Origin of the sequence: Tepidiforma sp. (genome assembly GCF_034432735.1) — a bacterium.
Lineage (GTDB): Bacteria > Chloroflexota > Dehalococcoidia > Tepidiformales > Tepidiformaceae > Tepidiforma.
On the sequence record NZ_DAOUBJ010000081.1, the window covers coordinates 1 to 17,675 of the forward strand.

At 70.5% G+C, this 17,675-nt stretch carries 19 protein-coding genes; 8 read left to right on the forward strand and 11 right to left on the reverse strand.

Annotated features, from left to right (window positions below):
• Positions 1-127 precede the first annotated feature (127 nt).
• From VAE53_RS13200 to dnaN, 3 genes are all read right to left on the reverse strand, one after another.
• Complete coding sequence (locus tag VAE53_RS13200; RefSeq protein WP_369294040.1) at positions 128-421, reverse strand: HNH endonuclease; 294 nt, start codon at positions 419-421, stop codon at positions 128-130.
• A gap of 182 nt (positions 422-603) precedes the next feature.
• On the reverse strand, positions 604-828 hold the full coding sequence (locus VAE53_RS13205; RefSeq protein ID WP_369294041.1) for a RusA family crossover junction endodeoxyribonuclease: 225 nt from the start codon (positions 826-828) through the stop codon (positions 604-606).
• 528 nt (positions 829-1,356) lie between these two features.
• On the reverse strand, positions 1,357-2,505 hold the full coding sequence (gene dnaN / locus VAE53_RS08010) for a DNA polymerase III subunit beta (protein ID WP_322818848.1): 1,149 nt from the start codon (positions 2,503-2,505) through the stop codon (positions 1,357-1,359).
• A gap of 210 nt (positions 2,506-2,715) precedes the next feature.
• Here dnaN and VAE53_RS08015 point away from each other — a divergent pair, with 210 nt between their 5' ends.
• The 3 genes from VAE53_RS08015 (at position 2,716) to VAE53_RS08025 (ending at position 6,501) form a co-directional block, all read left to right on the forward strand.
• Positions 2,716-3,804, forward strand: a complete 1,089-nt coding sequence (locus VAE53_RS08015; protein WP_322818849.1) for an iron ABC transporter substrate-binding protein — start codon at positions 2,716-2,718, stop codon at positions 3,802-3,804.
• Positions 3,805-3,812: 8 nt separating this feature from the next.
• Entirely contained in the window at positions 3,813-5,408 is a 1,596-nt protein-coding gene (locus VAE53_RS08020; protein WP_322818850.1) for an iron ABC transporter permease, read from the forward strand.
• Between the two features lie 73 nt (positions 5,409-5,481).
• Complete coding sequence (locus VAE53_RS08025) at positions 5,482-6,501, forward strand: ABC transporter ATP-binding protein (RefSeq protein ID WP_322818851.1); 1,020 nt, start codon at positions 5,482-5,484, stop codon at positions 6,499-6,501.
• A gap of 54 nt (positions 6,502-6,555) precedes the next feature.
• On the opposite strand, the gene VAE53_RS08030 is transcribed toward VAE53_RS08025, so the two are convergent.
• Entirely contained in the window at positions 6,556-7,407 is an 852-nt protein-coding gene (locus VAE53_RS08030; protein ID WP_322818852.1) for a VOC family protein, read from the reverse strand.
• A 74-nt stretch (positions 7,408-7,481) separates the two neighbouring features.
• Complete coding sequence (locus tag VAE53_RS08035; RefSeq protein WP_322818853.1) at positions 7,482-7,907, reverse strand: tyrosine-protein phosphatase; 426 nt, start codon at positions 7,905-7,907, stop codon at positions 7,482-7,484.
• A gap of 69 nt (positions 7,908-7,976) precedes the next feature.
• On the opposite strand from VAE53_RS08035, the gene VAE53_RS08040 reads away from it, so the two are divergent.
• On the forward strand, positions 7,977-8,783 hold the full coding sequence (locus VAE53_RS08040; protein WP_322818854.1) for an enoyl-CoA hydratase/isomerase family protein: 807 nt from the start codon (positions 7,977-7,979) through the stop codon (positions 8,781-8,783).
• 33 nt (positions 8,784-8,816) lie between these two features.
• Here VAE53_RS08040 and VAE53_RS08045 read toward each other — a convergent pair whose 3' ends face one another.
• From VAE53_RS08045 to mutM, 4 genes are all read right to left on the reverse strand, one after another.
• Complete coding sequence (locus VAE53_RS08045) at positions 8,817-9,656, reverse strand: hypothetical protein (RefSeq protein ID WP_322818855.1); 840 nt, start codon at positions 9,654-9,656, stop codon at positions 8,817-8,819.
• A 272-nt stretch (positions 9,657-9,928) separates the two neighbouring features.
• Positions 9,929-10,657: a hypothetical protein gene (locus VAE53_RS08050; protein ID WP_322818856.1), complete on the reverse strand. Its 729-nt coding sequence runs from the start codon at positions 10,655-10,657 to the stop codon at positions 9,929-9,931.
• A 39-nt stretch (positions 10,658-10,696) separates the two neighbouring features.
• Positions 10,697-11,602, reverse strand: coding sequence for a hypothetical protein (locus tag VAE53_RS08055; RefSeq protein WP_322818857.1), 906 nt, complete (start codon positions 11,600-11,602; stop codon positions 10,697-10,699).
• Positions 11,592-12,476, reverse strand: coding sequence for a bifunctional DNA-formamidopyrimidine glycosylase/DNA-(apurinic or apyrimidinic site) lyase (mutM, locus tag VAE53_RS08060; protein WP_322818858.1), 885 nt, complete (start codon positions 12,474-12,476; stop codon positions 11,592-11,594). The genes VAE53_RS08055 and mutM overlap by 11 nt, the downstream gene beginning before the upstream one ends.
• Positions 12,477-12,531: 55 nt before the next feature.
• Between mutM and ruvA the strand changes: the two genes are divergently transcribed.
• The gene (ruvA, locus tag VAE53_RS08065; RefSeq protein WP_322818859.1) at positions 12,532-13,191 is read left to right on the forward strand and encodes a Holliday junction branch migration protein RuvA; all 660 of its coding nucleotides are present in this window, start codon (positions 12,532-12,534) and stop codon (positions 13,189-13,191) included.
• A 1-nt stretch (position 13,192) separates the two neighbouring features.
• Here ruvA and VAE53_RS08070 read toward each other — a convergent pair whose 3' ends face one another.
• Positions 13,193-13,555 (reverse strand): hypothetical protein, encoded by a 363-nt coding sequence (locus VAE53_RS08070; protein WP_322818860.1) that lies wholly within the window; start codon positions 13,553-13,555, stop codon positions 13,193-13,195.
• Between the two features lie 108 nt (positions 13,556-13,663).
• On the opposite strand from VAE53_RS08070, the gene VAE53_RS08075 reads away from it, so the two are divergent.
• Complete coding sequence (locus tag VAE53_RS08075; protein ID WP_322818861.1) at positions 13,664-14,155, forward strand: hypothetical protein; 492 nt, start codon at positions 13,664-13,666, stop codon at positions 14,153-14,155.
• A gap of 8 nt (positions 14,156-14,163) precedes the next feature.
• Here VAE53_RS08075 and VAE53_RS08080 read toward each other — a convergent pair whose 3' ends face one another.
• Positions 14,164-14,610, reverse strand: a complete 447-nt coding sequence (locus tag VAE53_RS08080) for a hypothetical protein (RefSeq protein ID WP_322818862.1) — start codon at positions 14,608-14,610, stop codon at positions 14,164-14,166.
• A gap of 187 nt (positions 14,611-14,797) precedes the next feature.
• Here VAE53_RS08080 and VAE53_RS08085 point away from each other — a divergent pair, with 187 nt between their 5' ends.
• Positions 14,798-16,819 carry a methyl-accepting chemotaxis protein gene (locus VAE53_RS08085; protein WP_322818863.1) on the forward strand — a complete coding sequence of 674 codons (2,022 nt, stop codon included), beginning with the start codon at positions 14,798-14,800 and terminating at the stop codon, positions 16,817-16,819.
• A gap of 212 nt (positions 16,820-17,031) precedes the next feature.
• Complete coding sequence (locus VAE53_RS08090) at positions 17,032-17,658, forward strand: superoxide dismutase (RefSeq protein WP_322818864.1); 627 nt, start codon at positions 17,032-17,034, stop codon at positions 17,656-17,658.
• Positions 17,659-17,675 lie beyond the last annotated feature (17 nt).

Genomic DNA, 17,675 nt, shown 5'->3' on the forward strand with positions numbered 1-17,675 from the left:
TCCCGCCGCCCGGATAGGTCTAGCAGTCGGTCTACTCGGGAGGGGCGCGCAGGCGCCGCTGTTTGCTGGCTCCGACCGCACATTGCTGGCCGGGCGCCACGCTGTTGGTCAGCGGTAGCTTGTGAGGTCATCGCTGTCGGTGGCAGGGAACGCACAGCGTTCGTAAATTGCAAGGCTCATTCGAGCCGCCGGCCGCGATTGGAATCACGTGATCGACTTGCAAACTAACGCCCATGACGCCGCATGCAACGCACCGATGGCCGTCGCGCTCCAGCACGACCGCTCGCGTGCGCTGCCAGGTCCAGCCATTGCCTCCGCGGGCGAGGTTGTTCCTTTGGCCCCGTGGGCGTCGGCGAAGCGCCGTGCACCTGGAGCAGCGCGACTGCGGCGAGAGTGAGCCGCAATCGAGGCAACGGCGCACTCACTCAGCCCGTCGCTGGCGCCGCTCACGGAAGGGACGGATGCGGCGGCGAATGGCAGCCGGGTCGGACGCATCGCCGAAGAACACGTTGCTGAACCGACGGCTCGCGCCGCAGCCAACGCAGGTGCCGTCGGCTATGGGGCCGTTGGGCTCGGTGAGCCGCCAGTGATGTACGCATCGGCTCACGGCCTAACCTCGGTGATCGTGATGGCCGTCCGCGGCGTTCGGCCGCTGGCCTTCCGGGCGACCAACTCGACTACCTGTCGGTCGTCCTCGAAGGCGATGCCGTTCAGCGCGTCGAGGCAGCTCTTTGCGAGGTTGTCGATGTCCTGGTTGGACTGGACTCCGCCGAAGAACAGCTTGATGCGGACGGGGCAGGTCAGTTTCGGGCGGCCGTGGTGCTCGATGAAGCGCTAAGCGAGCAGTTCCTCCTAGTTGCGCGTTATGGCCGGCGTGTACGCGCGGCCGCGGCCGAAGCGCGGCCCCTGCTTGGTGTGCGCTGCGGCCGCGACGGATAGCTCGTAGACGGTCATCGCTGCTCGCGCGACGTGTCTGTCAGCGAGGAGCCACGGAGCGGACCAGCGAAGTTCCGGCGCCTGAGCTCGTCCCAGGCGGCGTTGGGAGCGCCTTCCTTCCGTTCGGCTCGGAGGGCGAACTGCGGGCGCTTGCGCTTCGACATGAGGCCCCTGTAGGCGTGAGAGCCCGATGATTGGGTGCTCCACTAGTGACATCAAGTGGTTTCGGATAAATGGCACGCGAATAGATACGCGGTGTGATGCAGGTCACAGCGAGCGCGAGGGAAGGCGATACACAACGCTGCTAAGCGTTAACGACGGGCTTGTCGGGGTCGGCCTACCGGCCGCCGCCCTTGCCACGAAGCCGCCGCGCGGCCAGATCGATGGTCACCCGGAACGGGATCCCGGCTCCGGAGCCGCTCACCACTGGACGAACATCGGCATCACCACGTGCACATAGCCCGGCTCCGGCGTCCCGTTCTCGTCCACCGGCCGGAAAACGCCCTGGGCCGAAGGGCTCGTCATCTCCAGCGCTACCCGCCCGCTCCCCAGCACGTTCAACACCTCCTGCAAGTAGCGGCTGTTGAACGCAATCTTCGAGGCGTCGCCTTCCACCCGCGCGTCCAGCTGCCCCTCGTTGCCGCCCACCTCGTCGGCCCGCGCCGAAATCGTCAGCTGGCCTGGCATTCCCGCCTCCCCCGGCGTCATCATCAGCCGGATGATGCCGCTTCCATCGCGCGCAAAGATCGCCGCGATGCGTGCCTCGCGTCGGAATTCGTCCACATCGACGACGACGCGCGTGTTGAACTGCGCAGGGATGAGCTGGTTGTAATTCGGGAAGGTGCCCTGGATGAGCTGGGCAACCATCTGCACATCGTCCCACTCGAAAAGCACCTGCGAACGCTGCGGGTTGATGCGCATCTCCACCGGCAAGGTCGAATCGCCGATGAGCCGCGAAAGCTCGCGCAGGGCGCGTGCCGGCACGATGACCTCGATCGCCTCCGCTGGCGATTCCTCCAGCTGGATATCGGCCACCGCCAGGCGGAACCCGTCCGCCGCCGCCAGCGTCAGCCGCGGGCCATCGCTCTTCATGTGCACGCCCGTGAGCACCGGCCGCGAATCGTCCGTCGCGGCCGCGAACTCGACCCGCTCGATCCCGCGCCGCAACGCCTTCGGATCGAAGCGGACCTTCACTCCCTCGCGAATCTCCGGCACGCGCGGGAAATCCGCCGGGTCCATCGCGTTGATCGTCGAATCGTTCCGCGCACACGCGATCCGCAGCTGGCGCCCGCTGCCGACCGTCTCCAGCGCCACCGTCGCCGCGGGCAGGTTCGCCACGTAATCGCTGAACAGGCGGGAGGGCACCGTCGTCGCCCCCGACTCGTCCACCTTCGCACCCACCCAGGCCACGATCGAAATATCGAGGTCCGTCGCAGCGAGCCGGAGCTTCCCGTCCTCCGTCTGCAGGAGGACATTCGAAATGATCGGGATGGTGGCGCGCGTCGCAACCGCGCGGCCCACGATGGCGAGGCCGCGCTGGAGGTTTTCCTGGAGCACCTGAACTTTCATGTGTTCACCCGCCTGAGCCGTTTCGCGGTTCAGCGGTGATTATAGGTGCACCCTCCCGTGGTGACGAGCAGGCCCCCAACCCGGCCCACCCCCACGCCGCCCCGGACAGCCGCACGACACCCCGGATCGAGGGCAAGGTTTGACACAAAAATTAGGTGTGCCTAATCTCTCACGTGTGACTCATCTCCAAGCGAGGCAATGTCCAGCCCCATGAAATCCCTGCGCATGCTCTTGTTCCTCGCTCTCGCCATCGTCCCCTTCGCCGCGGCAGCCTGCGGCGGCGACGATGACGCCGAGGACGCCACCCCCACCGCCCCCGCGACGGGCGCGGCGACGGCCGCCGCCTCCCCCACACCGACGCCGAAGCCCTCCGGGACCATCGTCGTCTACTCGGGCCGCGGCGAATCGCTCGTCAAGCCGCTCTTCGAACAGTTCACCAAGGACACCGGCATCCAGGTGCAAGTCAAGTACGGCGATTCGGCCCAGCTCGCCGCCCTCCTCGTCGAAGAAGGCGCCGCCTCCCCGGCCGACGTCTTCTTCCCGCAAGATGCTGGCGCGCTCGGCGCCATCGCCAAGGCCGGCCTCTTCCAAGAGCTCCCCTCCCAAACGCTCGCCAAGGTACCCGCCACCTACCGCGCGAAAAACGGCCAGTGGGTCGGTGTCTCCGGCCGCGCTCGCGTCATCGTCTACAACGTCGCCGTCCCCCAGGCCGAACTCCCCACGTCCGTCAAAGAGCTCGTCGACCCGAAGTGGAAGGGCAAAGTCGGCTGGGCGCCCACCAACGGCTCCTTCCAATCGTTCGTCACCGCCCTGCGCAAGCTCGAAGGCGAGGCCGGCGCCGAGAAGTGGCTCCGCGACATGATCGCCAACGACGTCAAGGTCTACCAAGACAATCGCGCCATCGTCAGCGCCGTCGCCGCGGGCGAAATCCAGCTCGGGCTCGTCAACCATTACTACCTGTGGGGCTTCATCCGCGACCAGGGCGAAGGGTTCGCGGCCCGCAACCACTACACCGCCCCCGGCGACGCCGGTTCCCTCGTCAACATCGCCGGCGTCGGCCTCCTCAAGTCGTCGAAGAATCGGCCCGCCGCCCAGGCCTTCATCGATTACCTCCTCTCGCCGGCAGCCCAGGAGTACTTCGTGAAGCAGACCTACGAATACCCGCTCGTCGATGGCATCACCGCCGACCCGCGGCTGCCCGCGCTCGCTACCCTCCAGCCGCCGGCCATCGACCTCTCCGACCTCGACGACCTGCAAGGCACGCTCGCGCTCCTGCGCAAAGTCGGGGCGCTCCAGTAGGCGGGCCCATGGCGGCGCTCCTCCCGCGCCGCAGCGCCCGGCGAGCCCCGCTGGCCCTCTGGCCGCCGGGGCTCGCCGTCGTGCTCGCCACGCTCATCCCCGCTTGGTACCTCTTCCGCCGCAGCACCGAGCGCGGCTGGGACCCGTGGCGCGACGTGCTCGCCGATGCCGCCTGGCCGCTCCTCGCGCGGTCGCTCCAGCTCTCGCTCGTCGTGGCCGTCGCGTGCGTCCTCGTCGCCCTCCCCACGGCCTGGCTCACCACCCGGACCGACCTCCCCGCGCGCCGCGCCTGGTCGGTCCTCATGGCCGCCCCGCTCGCGATTCCGTCCTACGTCATGGGGATGACCGTCGTCGAGTTCCTCGGGCCCAAGGGCATCCTCCAGGGCTGGCTCGAACCGCTCGGCGTCGACCGGCTTCCCGAAATCTACGGCCTCTGGGGCGCCGCCTTCACCCTCACCGCCACCAGCTTCCCCTACGTCTACCTCGTCCTCCGCGGTGCGCTCGCCGCCAGCAGCTCCGCCGAAGAAGAAGCATCCCGATCCCTCGGCGTCGCCCCTTGGCCCACGTTCTTCCGCATCGTCCTCCCGGGGCTCGTGCCGGCCATCGCCGCCGGCCTCCTCCTCGTCGTCCTCTACGTCCTCAGCGACTTCGGCGGCGTCTCCACGCTCAACTACAACACCTTCACCCGCGACATCTTCATCGAATACCAGTCCAGCTTCGACCGGACACGGGCCGCGATCCTTGCCTGCGTGCTCGTCGCCGTGGCCGCCGTCATCCTCGTCGGCGAGATGGCCGTCCGGCACCGCGCCGGCGCGCGCACCTCGCGCCGAGCGGCCCCGCCGCGGCCCGTCCCGCTCGGGCGCTGGCGATGGCCTTCCCTGGCGTTCCTCGGCCTCGTCGCGCTCTTGTCGCTCGGATTGCCCCTCGGCGTGCTCGGCTACTGGCTCCTCCGCGGCCTCCAAGTCGGCGCCAACTTCCCCGATATCGGCGAAGCCGCCCGCCACTCCCTCGGCATGGCCGTCTTTGCCGCGGCGATCACCATCGCCCTCGCCCTGCCCCTCGCCATCCTCGCCGCCCGCTACGGTGGGCGCGGCGCCGCCGCCCTCGAGCAGACCGCCTACCTCACCCACGCCCTCCCCGGCCTCGTCGTCGCCCTCGCCCTCGTCTTCTTCGGCATCCGTTATGCCCATTCGCTCTACCAAACCGTGTGGATGCTCCTTTTCGCCTACCTCGTACTCTTCGTACCCAACGCCCTCTCCGCACTGCGTGCGAGCCTCCTCCGCCTCCCGCCACGGCTCGAAGAAGCCGGCAGCTCCCTCGGGCGCGCCCCGATGCGCGTCCTCGTCACGGTCACCATCCCGCTCGCCCGCCCCGGAATGGGCGCCGCCGCCGCCCTCGTCTTCCTCACCGTCATCAAGGAGCTCCCAGCCACGCTCCTCCTCTCACCGCCCGGGTTCGAAACCCTCCCCGGCCTCGTCTGGGGCCGAACCTCCGATGCCCTGTATGCTGGAGCAGCGCTGCCCGCGCTCGTGCTCGTCGGGCTCGCGCTCATCCCCCTCGTGGTGCTGGCCTGGAGAGGCGACCCTGCGACGCTCGAATCCTGAACCCCCAACTCCTCCGGCGGGCGAAGCCCTCCGCATCGCCGCCGTCGACGTCTGTTACGGCCGCTTCCGGGCCGTGCACGAGGCAACGCTCAGCCTCGCACCCGGCGAACTCGTCGCGCTCCTCGGCCGGAGCGGCAGCGGCAAAACCACCCTCCTCCGCGCCGTCGCCGGCTTCGAACGCGTCGCCGCCGGAGAGATCCGCCTCGCCGGCGAGCTCATCGAGAGCCCCGACCACCACGTGCCCGCCCACCGCCGCTCCGTCGGCCTCGTCTTCCAGGAATACGCCCTCTTCCCCAACCTCACCGTCGCCCGGAACATCGGCTACGGCCTCCAACGCGGCGAACGCCGCCGCGTCGAAGAGCTCCTCCGCATGGCCCACCTCGAAGGGCTCGGCGAGCGATACCCCCACCAGCTCTCCGGCGGCCAACAACAGCGCGTCGCCCTCCTCCGCTCCCTCGCACCGCATCCCCGCGTCCTCCTCCTCGATGAGCCCTTCTCCAACCTCGATGCCGGCCTCCGCGTGCAGATGCGCGACGAAGTCGCCGCCATCCTCCGCGCCGAGGGGATGACCGCCCTCCTCGTCACCCACGACCGCGCCGATGCCATGGCCATCGCCGACCGCGTCGCCGTCATGGAAGCCGGCCAGATCGTCGAGATCGCGCCGCCGCGCACGCTCTACTTCGAGCCCGCCACCCGCATCGGCGCCGCCTACGCCGGCGATGTCCAGTTCGTGCCCGCCCAAGGTCGCGGAGCCGTCGCCGAAAGCGTCCTCGGGCAGATACCCCTCGTGCGACCGTTCCACGGCCCGTGCGATCTCCTGGTCAGGCCCGAGTGGCTCCGTCTGCGCCATGGAGGGACGCCTGCCCACCTGCTCGCCACCCGCTTCGAAGGTGCCGTCACCCGCATCGAACTCGAAGTCGAAGGGCAGCGGCTGCGCGTCACGGCGCCCTCCGGCGAGGTACCCTCGGCCATCGAGAGCGCGGCCATCGTCGTCACCGTCCCCCTCGTCCCCTTCCCCCCGGCTGGCGTCGAAGCCGAGCGCCCCTCGCCCGGGCCGGTGCTACCCTCCGCCCAAGACCTTCCCAGCAGATGACCCCGTCGTCCGCGCGGTGCTCGCCGGCCCGAATCCCTCTCCTGACCGGGCCGCTCACTCCTCGAAGAGCTGGAAGAGCACACCGCCCGAATCGCGCGGATGGATGAACGTGTGCCGCTTCCAATCGTTCTCGATGATGCCACCCCAAGGCTCGATCCCCTCGGCCCGGAGCGCCTCCACCGCGCGGTCCACCGAAGCCACCTCACAGGTGATGTGGTGCATCCCCGGCCGCCGCTGCTCGATGAACCGCTGCACGAAACTCTCCGGCCGCGTCGGCGCGATGATTTCGAACTTGAGCAGGCTGCCCGGAATCGAAAGCTCCGCGCCGCGATAGCCGAGCTGCTCGTCCTCCCACTGCGTCAGGAGCTCCATCCCGAACACCCGCTGCTGCCAAGCCACCTGCCGCTCCAAATCGGGCACGGCCATCGAGACGTGGTCCATCCGCTCCAGACCGACGATCCCCCCGCCCGCCGTGCGGTCCACCTCCGGCGCCGGCCGATGCGCCACGAAAAGCTGCCAGAGGATGCCGCCGCTCTCCTTCGGGTGGATATAGGTCACGTACCACGAGCCATCGTCCTGCACGCCCCCGAAGGGCGTCAGCCCGAGCCGCTCCAGTTCGGCCGCCGCGGCGTGGATATCCTCCACCTCCATCGTAATGTGGTGGAGGCCCGGCCCGTTCTGCTCCAGGAACTTCTGGACGAAGCTGTCCGGACGCGCAGGGGCGATGACCTCGAACTCGATCTCCGTCCCGCGCACCTGGGCCACGCAGCCCTCGAAATCCTGGTTCGGCCCGGCCTCCCAGTCGTGCAGGTACTTGAAGCCCAGGAGCCGCTCCAACTTCGCCGCCTGAGCGCGAAAGTCGGGCGCGGCCATCGAGATATGGTCGAGACGCTTGATCGGAAGCACACGGAACTCCGAGGACGATGATCGGGTGGGGCCATCCTACAGGAGGGCCGCCTTCGGGGGAGGGCCGGGGCGGCTCAGCTCGCGGCGGCGGCGCCGCCCTCCTCCTCCATCCGCTCCAAGAGGTAGCGCACCACCCGCCCAGTCCGGTCCATCCCCGCGCTGCAGTGGACAAGCACCGGCTTCGGCAGCGCCAGGAAGGCCCGCCAGGCTGCCTCGTACTGCTCCGGCGTGTACGGGTGCGTGAGCTGGTCCATCGTCGGCAAGTGGAAGACTTCGAACCCGTGCCGCCGATACCGCTCCAAAAGCCCCTCCGGCGCCGCCTTGCGATAGAGCCAAAGCTGGTCGTTGCCGATGAGGCACATGATCGACCGGATACCGAAGCGCCGCGCCTCCGCGATCCAGCGGTCGACGGCCTCGTCGTGCACGGTCAGCTCGGGGCCAGGGGCATACCCCGGCCGCGGGCTCGTCGCGATCAACCCCTCGATCACCCAGTTCGGCATCCTTCCCTTAGTCTACCCAGGGGCCGCCAAACGGTCTGGCCCCCGAACCTCCGCCCCGGAGAGCACCACATGGCCGCCGAATACCAGCACCTCCGCATCGAGACCACCGACGGCGTCGCGCTCGTCACCCTCGACCGCCCCGACGTCTACAACGCCACCAACGACGTCCTTCACGGCGAGCTCACCCGCGTCTGGCGCGACCTCGATGCCGACCCCGCCGTCCGGGTCATCGTCGTCACCGGCGCAGGCGACCGCGCCTTCTCCGCCGGCGGCGACCTCGCCGATATCGAAGCGCGCGCCGCCCTGCCCGCCGAGGAGCGGTTCGAAGCCATCGTCCGCGTCATGAAGGAGGCCGAAGCGATCGTCTACGAGATGGTGAACTGCGAAAAGGTGATCGTCTCGGCGATCAACGGCGTCGCCGTCGGCGCGGGCCTCGCCGTCGCCCTCATGGCCGATATCTCCCTCATCGCCGAAGATGCCCGCCTCACCGACGGCCACGCCCGCCTCGGCGTCGCCGCCGGCGACCACGCCGCGATCATCTGGCCCCTCCTCTGCGGCATGGCCAAAGCGAAGTACTACCTGCTCACCTGCGACTTCATCGACGGGCGCGAGGCCGAGCGGATCGGGCTGGTGAGCCGCTGCGTGCCGCGCGCCGAGCTCCTGCCCGAGGCGCTGCGCATCGCCCGCCAACTCGCCGATGGCCCCCAGCACGCACTCCGCTTCACCAAGAAGGCGCTCAATCAGTGGCTCCGCCTCGGCGGCATCACCGCCTTCGATTACTCGCTCGCGCTCGAAATGCTCGGCTTCTTCTCGGCCGCCCCCGCCGAAGGCGCCCGCGCCATCCAGGAGAAGCGCCCCCCGCGCTGGTCGGGCTGATCCGCTGGCGGGCCGCTCGGCGCTTCGGCGGCGCTACACCAGCCCGCGGCTCGCAACGAGGATCGCCCATCCGCCCCTGCCCCGCACGGCGCGGACCGCCTCCAAGCGCATTCCGGCCCGCTCGAGCGCGCCCTCCCACTCGTCGAGGGCCCGCACCCTGCCGCGCCCGAAGGCCAGCAGCGCCAGGTCGCACCGCGCCAACGCCGGATCCAGCCGCGGGTCCGCCGGCCGGACCGGTTCGACGAGCATCACCTGTGCGCCCGGTGTCAGCCCGCCGTGGGCCTCCTGCAGCGCTTCCGCTGCCTCGCGGTCGTCGAGCTGGCTGAGCCCGCCACCGATGGCCAGCGGCCCACCCGGCCGACCCGTCGGCAGTATCGCTTCCACCCACGCCCGGAATCGCTCGCTCCCGAACACCACCGTCGGCGCGCTGCCGCCGACTTCCCGCCGGAGCGCCTCGGCCGCCGCGGAGGGCGGCTCCAACCAAGCTCCCTCCGGCTGCGGAGCGGCGGCGCGCCCCGTCTCGACCGCCTGCAACAGCGCGCCCCAGCCGTCCCAATCGCGGTAGGCCAGCGCAAGCAGCTCCTCGCGGAATGCCCCCGGTGCCCCCCGGCAGAGGAGCGCGGAGGCCGGCGTCGGGCCATATCGCCCGTCCTCCGTCGGCGCGAGCACGCCCTCCGCGGCGAGCGCCCGGAGCAGGCGGCCGAGCCCCTCCGGGTGCACCCCGGCCATCGCAGCTAGCAGCAGCGCCGACCGCGGCTGGTCGCCCACCGCCTCGAAAATCCCCAGGCGAGCCGCCACCGCCAGCGCCTGGACGAGCGCCGGCGCCGCGAGCGTCCGTTCGAGCCAGGCCGCGCCCTGCTCGCGCCTGCTCATCTCACCCCTTCCGCCCGGCGCCCGTGTCGCTCCGCCAGCCCCGGCGAGCCTTCGCCGCGGCAGGCGCGCGCCACGGGCCCTCGCCCCAGGGCGCCGTCGCGCAGCGCGAGCGTCCGACGATCGAAGGTGGGCAACGCGCGGCTCCTCGGGCAGCTCGGCGGTGGGCCGCCATCGTAGCAGGCTCGGGCGCCGGCCGCCCCGCGCCGGCCCCGCCGCATCCATCGCCACGCCCCGGGGCCCCCTCCAGCAGCCGCCGGACTCTCGCCTGGCCCTCACTCGAAGGTGGCCGGGGAATCCTGGACGGCCGGGTCGCGCTCGGCGATGGCTGCGGCGACCGCGGCATAGGCCGCCTCCACAGCGGCGCGCGTCTTCGCGGCATCGCCCGCCAGGTAGCTCGTGTCGAGCGCTTCGGCGCACGCCGTCCGTACCGCTGTCGGGTCGATCACCCCCACCGGCAGCCCCGCACAGGTGAGCCGGAGCCCAGCCTGCCGCGACTGGATGGCGGCGACCGTCCCGTTCGGTGCCCCCAACGACCAGAGCATCACCACCGCCCGCAACTCGAACAGATCGAGCGCGAGCCGCTGGACGACGGTCGTCGAAGGATCCGCGCTGCAGGCGAGCGCGCCGAGCAGCGGGGCCTCCCGACGCGCCGTCTCCGAACCTGGCGCACGTTCCCGGACCGCGGCAGCGACCTTGGCGCAAAAGGCGGCCCAGCCCGCCGGCGTCCTTGCCGCGGCAGCCGCCCCCGCCATCGCCTGCCACCCCGCCAGATCGGGAGCCTGCTCCTCCCCTTCGGCGAACCAGCCTTTCGGGTCGGTCTCGGGCAGCTCGATCGGTGCGGGCGTGCCGATCGCTGCGAGGTAGGCCGGCGTCGCCGCCGGCACGATCATCGGCCCCACCACCGGAATGGCCGCCACGCCCGCCGTCGGATCGGCGATGAAGCAGCGCGCCGTCGCCAGGAAGGCCAGGGCGAGCACCACCCACGGCAGCTTACGGAGCATACCGGGATCATCGGCAGCAGAAGCGGGGTGCCTGAGCCGCTACCCCCAGAGCGCGCGCCGGATCGCCCCGGCCGCCGGGGAGTCGCCCGCCGGCTCGCGCATCCCACGCTCGACCCGCAAAGCAGCCAGATGGAGCGCAGCCAGCGCCGCATCGTCGCCCAGCGCCTCCACCTGGCGACGCGGGAGCCAGAGCAGCTCGTCGACGCCCCAAACGATGCCGGCGAGGTCGACCAGATCGGCCGTCGCCGCCGGATCGAGCCCGCGCAGCCGCGCATACTCCATCGCGAGCACCCGGCGCGCCGGAGCATCCAAGCCGCTCGTCAAGAGAAAGGCGGCCACGTCGAACAGTTGCGGGCCGAACCCCGCGGCAGCGAAATGCACCAGCCACGCCCGCCCCGGGGCGAGGAGCACGCTCGCGGCCGTCGCCGCCCGATGGGCGAAGCCGAACGGCGTCGCGAGGAGCGCCTCCCGGGCAGCGGCGAAGCCTGGCGCCGCCGCCTCGCGCTCCGGAGCGGCGAACCCGAGCCGATAGAGCGGCGGCGGGCACTCGGGCAACAGCTCATCGGGTGAGCGTTCCCAACCGAGCCCCTCGCGCAGGGGAAGCGCGTGCCACGCGGCCAAGGCAGCGATGGCCGCCGCGGCCGCCCCCGGGGGCGGCTCGACCTGCAGCGCCGTCAGCCCCGGCACCTCCTCCTCGATCGTCGCCAGGCCCGAGAAGCCGAGCAGCCGTGGCACGTGCGGGAATCCCGCGTTCGCCAACGCCTCGAAGACCGCCGCATGGTTCTGCGCCGCCTCCGCGCCGAGAGGCCGCCGGACGATGACCGCTCGCCCGCCGCCGCTCCACCGCTCGGGCGCACCCGGCGCATCGCCGAGCGCCTCCCTGGCTGGCTCGGCGCCCGGCGGCAGGCCCAGCGCCCGCGCGATATCGACCGGATCAGCCAGCATCGCGCCCCTCCTCTCCGGCAACCCGCGCTTCTGACGCTCGCCGAGGCCGGCGCGCTGCGCGTTGACAGCGCGGACAGTAATGCGTCGCTCGCCCCCCGACGATGCTCCGCGCGATCGGCGTCCCGCAGGCGTAACACGGCTTCCCCGTCCGCCGGAACACCTGGACGAACATGTGCTGCTGTCCCTCGTTCCCCTGCCCATCGACATAATCCCGAAAGCTCGCCCCCCGGTGGGCGATGCCCCGCTCCAGCACCTCCCGACAGGCACGGTAGAGGCGGCCCATCGCCGCGCGCGAGAGGTCGCCCGCCGGCGTATCGGGCCGGATCCGTGCCGCGTAGAGCGCCTCGTCGACATAGATGTTGCCCAGCCCGGCGAACCGCCGCTGGTCGAGGAGCACCGCCTTCACAGGCGCTCGCCGCCCCGCCAGCACCCGGCAGAACGCAGCCTCCGAAAGCCCCGCATCGATCGGCTCCGGCCCGAGCCGGTCGATCACCTCCCCGGCCGAAGCGTGGATCCGCCAGGTGCCGAACTTCCGGAGATCGCTCCAGCGCAGGTCGTGTCCGTCATCCAGGCGGATGACAGCGCGCTGATACGCCTCCGGCGGCGCCGCCCGCGGCCGCCAGACGAGCCGCCCCGTCATCCGCAGGTGGACGACGAGCCAGCGCCCATCGTCGAGCTCGAAAAGCAGATACTTCCCCCGGCGCCCGAGCGAACGGATCGTCCGCCCGACGAGGTTCGCCCGGAGCACCTCCAGCGGCACACCCGCCAACAGCCCGATCGTCCCCGGGTCGACCTCGACGTCGACGACGGACCGACCCGTCACGAGTGGCTCCAGATCGCGGCGAATGGTTTCGACTTCCGGCAGCTCGGGCACGGTCCGATTGTCGAACCGCCGCGTCCGCCACGCTAGCCGTGGCATACTGCGCCCGATGATCACCCACCTCACCGGCCGGCTCGCGCGGATGGACCTCGCCGGCCCCCTCGTCGAGCTCGACGTCCACGGCATCCGCTTCGAAATCCTCGTTCCCATCGGGCTCTGGCCCGAACTCGTCGAACGCGCCGGCGAGGCCGACCTCGCCGCTGGCGAAGGCCCCGAGCTCGGCCTCCACATCTTCTACCACGTCACCGCCAACAACCCGCTCCCCGTCCTCGTCGGCTTCCTCCGCCGGGCCGAGCGCGACTTCTTCCGGAAGTTCACCACGGTCGAGGGAATCGGCCCCGCCAAAGCCGTCCGAGCCATGAACGTCTCCGTCTCGACCATCGCCCGCGCCATCGAACAGGAGGACCGGGCCACCCTCGCCCGCCTCCCCGGCATCGGGCCCCGCTCCGCCGACAAGATCATCGCCACCCTTCGCGGCAAGGTGATCGCCGAAGCCGCCCTCCAGGATGGCGGCGTCGAGCGGCCGGTCGATACCGCCGCCTTCGAAGAAAAGCGACTCCTCATCGATGCCGCCGAGGCGATCGCCGGGCTCGGCTACTCCCGCGCCGATGCCCGCCGGTGGGTCGCCGAGGCCGCCGAAGCCGACCCCTCCATCGATTCCCTCGATGCGCTCGTGATGGCCGTACTCCGGCGCCTCGACGCCCGCTGAGCTAGCGGCGGCCGAGCCCCGCGCGGATCTTCTCCAGCGCGCTCAGCGCCGCTCGCTGCTCCTGCCGAAGCGTCGACCCCGGCGGGATGGCCGCTGCCGCTTCCCGCCGCACCGCCTCGCGGATGCGGGCGATCGTCTCCCGCGCGGCGGCGTAGCTCGCCTCCACCTCCTCCACCGTCTCGCCGACCAGCAGCGCCGCGTCGAGCCCCGGCTCGGCGGCGGCCAGCGCCTCGCGCAGCCGGGCGATTGCCCGCGCGTGCGCCTCCCGAGCCGCACCCAGCGCTTCCTCCCGCTCCGCCAGCTGCGCCCGGAGTTCGGCCACCTCCAGCGCCACATCCGGTGCTTCGAGCTCATCGAATGCCATGCCTTTCCCTCCCGTGAACGTTGCTCGAACGTGCCGGCTGCCCGCCCGAGCGCCAAGCCCCCGTTGGCACATTCCCCGGATCGGCCCGCTTTGCTACCTTCGAAGCCGATGCCCCACCCCGCCCGCTCGCTCTTCGCCCTCGGCCTCGCCGCCGCGCTCCTGCTCGCCGCCTGCGGCGATGGCCCGGACCCTGTCCCCACGCCCTCGCCCACCCCCGACGTCGGCGAATTCGGCCCGCCGCCCGACCTCGGCGGCAACATCCTGAAGGTGTACCCACCCCACGGGGCCACCGTCTCGCAGGCCTCCACCCGCTCGCCCGACCCATCCCGACCTGGCGGCATCTGCGCCGAGGTGAGCTTCCAGGGCACGCCCCAGTATGGCCAGTGGTTCCGCATGGCCGTCGATGGCGTCGAAGTCACCGACCGGCTCACCTGGGTCATCCCCACGCAGCAGGATCCGAAGAACGGCCGCGTTTGCTACGCCCCGGCCGAAGGGCTCGCCCCGGGCCGCCACGAAGCCGCCCTCGCTGTCCAGGACCCGCTCAACCCCTCGGCACCCACCAAGCAGGTGGTCGGCTGGGCGTTCATGGTCACCGAGTAGGCCCCGCCTCAGCCCTGCGGCCCGCCCCCTGGCGAAAAGCCACCCGCCCCGCTCGTCACGAGCCGGAACGGCAGCGTTCGCGTATCCTCCGCTCCGCTCGGCAGGCGAGCACTCACCACCACCCGGTAGCCGCCGTAACTGGGTAGCTCCGCGTCAATTACCACCACCGCCTGGGCCAGCTGGCTCGTCCCCGCCGGCACGTGGGGCGGACGCCCTACCTGCAGCTGCCCATCGAGCGAGAGCACCGCGCCCCCGTCGTCGTCTTCGAGGACCAAGCGGAGCGCAATCGGCAGGTTGGTCTCCTCCCAGCCCACGCGCACCCCGAGCGCCACCGCGAACTGCGCCCGGGCCGGCGCGCGCGGAGCTTGGCGGAGGTCCCAGCCGCCGCCCATCAGGTAGAGCTTCCCGGCGACCACTTCGGCGTGGTCGGCCAGGAGCGCGAAATCGATCTGCATCGTCCGCCCAGTCTATCCCCCGCGCGGCCTAGCCGCCTGCAAGAGCAGGGAGCGCACGCTCGCCCCCTAGTGGCAACCCTGCCGTACCTTAGGTGATCCTCCCCTGCTGCCGGCCCCACGACGCAAACGATGATGAACACAGCGTGAATGGCGCCTCCGAGCGCCAGCGATGGGAGGAAACAACCTCATGGGCTTCGTGCGCGTTCCGTCGGCTCTCTCCAACCTCCGCCTCGTCCACAAGATCCTGGGCGGATTCATCGTCGTCCTCGTCCTCATGGTGATCGTCGCCGGCGTCGGCATCTACCAGCTCGACCAAGCGGCCAAACGCACCGACCAGTTGTACCGGCTCAACACCCTCGGCGTGCAATACTCGCTCGGCGCCAACCGCTACTTCATCGCTAGCGCCCGCGAAGAGAAGAAGGCGCTCCTCGCGGCCGAGTCGAGCCAGCGCCAGCGCTTCATCGATGCCTCCCGCTATCAACTCGAGCTCGCCCAACAGCAACTCGAAAGCTACCGCGGAACGATTTTCGACAAGGAGGAGGCCGACCTCTTTCTCCTGATCGAAGAGCTCGGCCAGCAGGTCACGACCGAGCGGAAGAAGGTCCTCGATCAGGCGGAAAAGGGCGATCAGGTCGGCGCGATTATCACGGCCTCCCAGATGGACCCCATTGTCGCACGGCTCAACGAAAACCTGGATCTGCTCGCGAAGTTCAACGTCGACCAGGCGAAACTGGCCGCTGACCGCGCCGCTGCCGCCTCCTCCTCGGCCCGGATGGTGCTCATCGGGCTGACCGTGGTCGCCGTCGTCCTCGGCCTCGGCGGCGCCTGGGTGCTCGCCCGCTCCATCGCTGGCCCGGCCCGCAAGGCCGCCGCTGCCGCCGACCGCATCTCCCGCGGCGACGTCGATGTCGCTGTCGACATCCGCTCGAACGACGAGCTCGGCGCCATGGCCCGGGCGTTCGAGCGTATGACCGCCTACCTCCGTGAGATGGTCGGCGTCGCCAAGGAAGTCGCCGCCGGCAACCTCGCCGTCTCCGTCTCGCCGCGCGGCCCGGAGGATGCGCTCGGGCGCGCCCTGCACGAGATGGTGGAGAATCTCTCCCGGCTCGTCGGCACCGTGCAGGAGAACGCGCAGGCCATCTTCGCCGCGTCGGCCCAGCTCGAAGAATCGTCAGGCCAGATGGCCGCCGCGACGGGCCAGATCGCCCAGGCGATCGCCGAAGTCACCACCGCGACCGTCTCGCTCAACAGCCTCGCGCAGGACAGCACGCACGAGGTGACCCAGCTGGCGGCCGGCTCGCAGCAATTGAGCGCCAGTGCCCAATCGAGCGCCCAATCCGCCGCCCAAGGCCAGCAGGAAGCCGAGGCCATGGGCCAGCGCATCGCCCACACCTCCGAGGTCTCGCGCGAAGTCGCCGAAGCGGCGGAAGCGAGCCGCCAGGCGGCCCTCCAGGGGCAGCAGGCCGTCGCCCAGGCCGTCAGCGCCATGGAATCCATCGCGCGCGCCGTGGCCCGCGCCTCCGAACGCGTCGGCGAGCTCGGCCAGCTCGGCCAACAGATCGGCGACATCGTGAAGGTGATCGACGAGATCGCCAGCCAGACCAACCTGCTCGCGCTCAATGCCGCGATCGAAGCCGCTCGCGCCGGCGAACAGGGCCGCGGGTTCGCCGTCGTCGCCGAAAATGTCCGAGGGCTCGCCGAGCGCTCCAAGGCGAGCACGCGCGAAATCGCCGACCTTATCGCGCGCGTCCAGCAGGGCACCCGCGAGGCCGTCGCCGCGATGAACGAGGGCGTCCGCGACGTCAACTCCGGCCGCGAAATCACCGAGAACGCCGGCCACTCGCTCGAGGCGATCATCGCCTCCGTCCAGTCCGCGGCCGAGCGGATGAAAGAAGTCGCCGGCGAGGTGCAGGAGCTCGCAAAGGGCGCGAGCCGCATCGTCGAAGCCACCGAATCGATCGCCCAGGTCAGCCGCGATTCGGCCGCCGGCGCCGCCGAAATGGCGGCCGGCACCGAACGGGTCGCCGTGGTCATCTCGCAGGTCTCCGTCACCTCCGAGCAAACGTCTGCCTCCGCCGAGCAGGTATCCGCCTCCACCGAAGAGCTCTCTGCCCAATCCGAAGAGCTCGCGGCCACGGCGACGCAGATGCGCGAGTATGCCAAGGCGCTCTCCGAAGCGGCGAGCCGCTTCCGCCTCGCCGCCGGCTGACGCCCGACCGTTCGCGCGCGCACCGCACGAGGGGGAGCAGTCCGTGCTGCTCCCCCTTCTCTTTGGGACTAGTTGCAAATATTTGCACTTGCAGTGTTTGGCAGAAATGCGCGAAACTCACGTCGCGCGCCCGCTGCCAACCCTGTCGTCCCCTCTGGTGCGGCGGTGCGAGTGCCTGGCAGCGGGCCCGCACCCCAACGAAGGAGCGCTGCATGCCCACCTACACGCTGCCCGACCTCGCCTACGACTACGGAGCCCTCGAGCCGCACATCAGCGGCGAAATCATGGAACTGCACCACGCCCGCCACCACGCCGCCTACGTGGCCGGCGCCAACACCACCCTCGAAAAGCTCGAAGAGGCCCGCGCCAAGGAAGACTTCTCGACCGTCAACATGCTGGCCAAGAATCTGGCCTTCCACCTCTCCGGCCACATCCTCCACTCGATCTTCTGGAACAACCTCGCCCCGCACGGCGGCGACGAGCCCACCGGCGAACTCCGTCAGGCGATCGACCGCGATTTCGGGAGCTTCGACGCCTTCATGAAGCAGCTCTCGAACACCACGAACAGCGTGCAGGGCTCGGGTTGGGGCGTCCTCGCCTACGAGCCCGTCTCCGACAGCCTCGTGATCGAGCAGGTGTACGACCACCAGTCCAACATCGCCAACGCCTCCACCCCGATCCTCGTCATCGACGCCTGGGAGCACGCCTACTACTTGCAATACCGCAACGCTAGGCCCGATTTCGTCAAGGCCGTTTGGAACATCATCAACTGGGAGGACGTAGCCCGGCGCTACGCCGAGGCGCGGGCCGCCCGAGTCCCGATCCTCCGCGCCCCCTGACCGAACCGCACTGGCGG

What these genes read in the sequence shown, in the direction of transcription:
- dnaN (WP_322818848.1), bottom strand. Translation starts at nt 2,505, where the DNA reads ATGAAAGTTCAGGTGCTCCAGGAAAACCTCCAGCGCGGCCTCGCCATC.
- VAE53_RS08015 (WP_322818849.1), top strand. Translation starts at nt 2,716, where the DNA reads ATGAAATCCCTGCGCATGCTCTTGTTCCTCGCTCTCGCCATCGTCCCC.
- VAE53_RS08020 (WP_322818850.1), top strand. Translation starts at nt 3,813, where the DNA reads ATGGCGGCGCTCCTCCCGCGCCGCAGCGCCCGGCGAGCCCCGCTGGCC.
- VAE53_RS08035 (WP_322818853.1), bottom strand. Translation starts at nt 7,907, where the DNA reads ATGCCGAACTGGGTGATCGAGGGGTTGATCGCGACGAGCCCGCGGCCG.
- VAE53_RS08040 (WP_322818854.1), top strand. Translation starts at nt 7,977, where the DNA reads ATGGCCGCCGAATACCAGCACCTCCGCATCGAGACCACCGACGGCGTC.
- VAE53_RS08045 (WP_322818855.1), bottom strand. Translation starts at nt 9,656, where the DNA reads ATGAGCAGGCGCGAGCAGGGCGCGGCCTGGCTCGAACGGACGCTCGCG.
- VAE53_RS08050 (WP_322818856.1), bottom strand. Translation starts at nt 10,657, where the DNA reads ATGCTCCGTAAGCTGCCGTGGGTGGTGCTCGCCCTGGCCTTCCTGGCG.
- VAE53_RS08055 (WP_322818857.1), bottom strand. Translation starts at nt 11,602, where the DNA reads ATGCTGGCTGATCCGGTCGATATCGCGCGGGCGCTGGGCCTGCCGCCG.
- ruvA (WP_322818859.1), top strand. Translation starts at nt 12,532, where the DNA reads ATGATCACCCACCTCACCGGCCGGCTCGCGCGGATGGACCTCGCCGGC.
- VAE53_RS08070 (WP_322818860.1), bottom strand. Translation starts at nt 13,555, where the DNA reads ATGGCATTCGATGAGCTCGAAGCACCGGATGTGGCGCTGGAGGTGGCC.
- VAE53_RS08075 (WP_322818861.1), top strand. Translation starts at nt 13,664, where the DNA reads ATGCCCCACCCCGCCCGCTCGCTCTTCGCCCTCGGCCTCGCCGCCGCG.
- VAE53_RS08080 (WP_322818862.1), bottom strand. Translation starts at nt 14,610, where the DNA reads ATGCAGATCGATTTCGCGCTCCTGGCCGACCACGCCGAAGTGGTCGCC.
- VAE53_RS08085 (WP_322818863.1), top strand. Translation starts at nt 14,798, where the DNA reads ATGGGCTTCGTGCGCGTTCCGTCGGCTCTCTCCAACCTCCGCCTCGTC.
- VAE53_RS08090 (WP_322818864.1), top strand. Translation starts at nt 17,032, where the DNA reads ATGCCCACCTACACGCTGCCCGACCTCGCCTACGACTACGGAGCCCTC.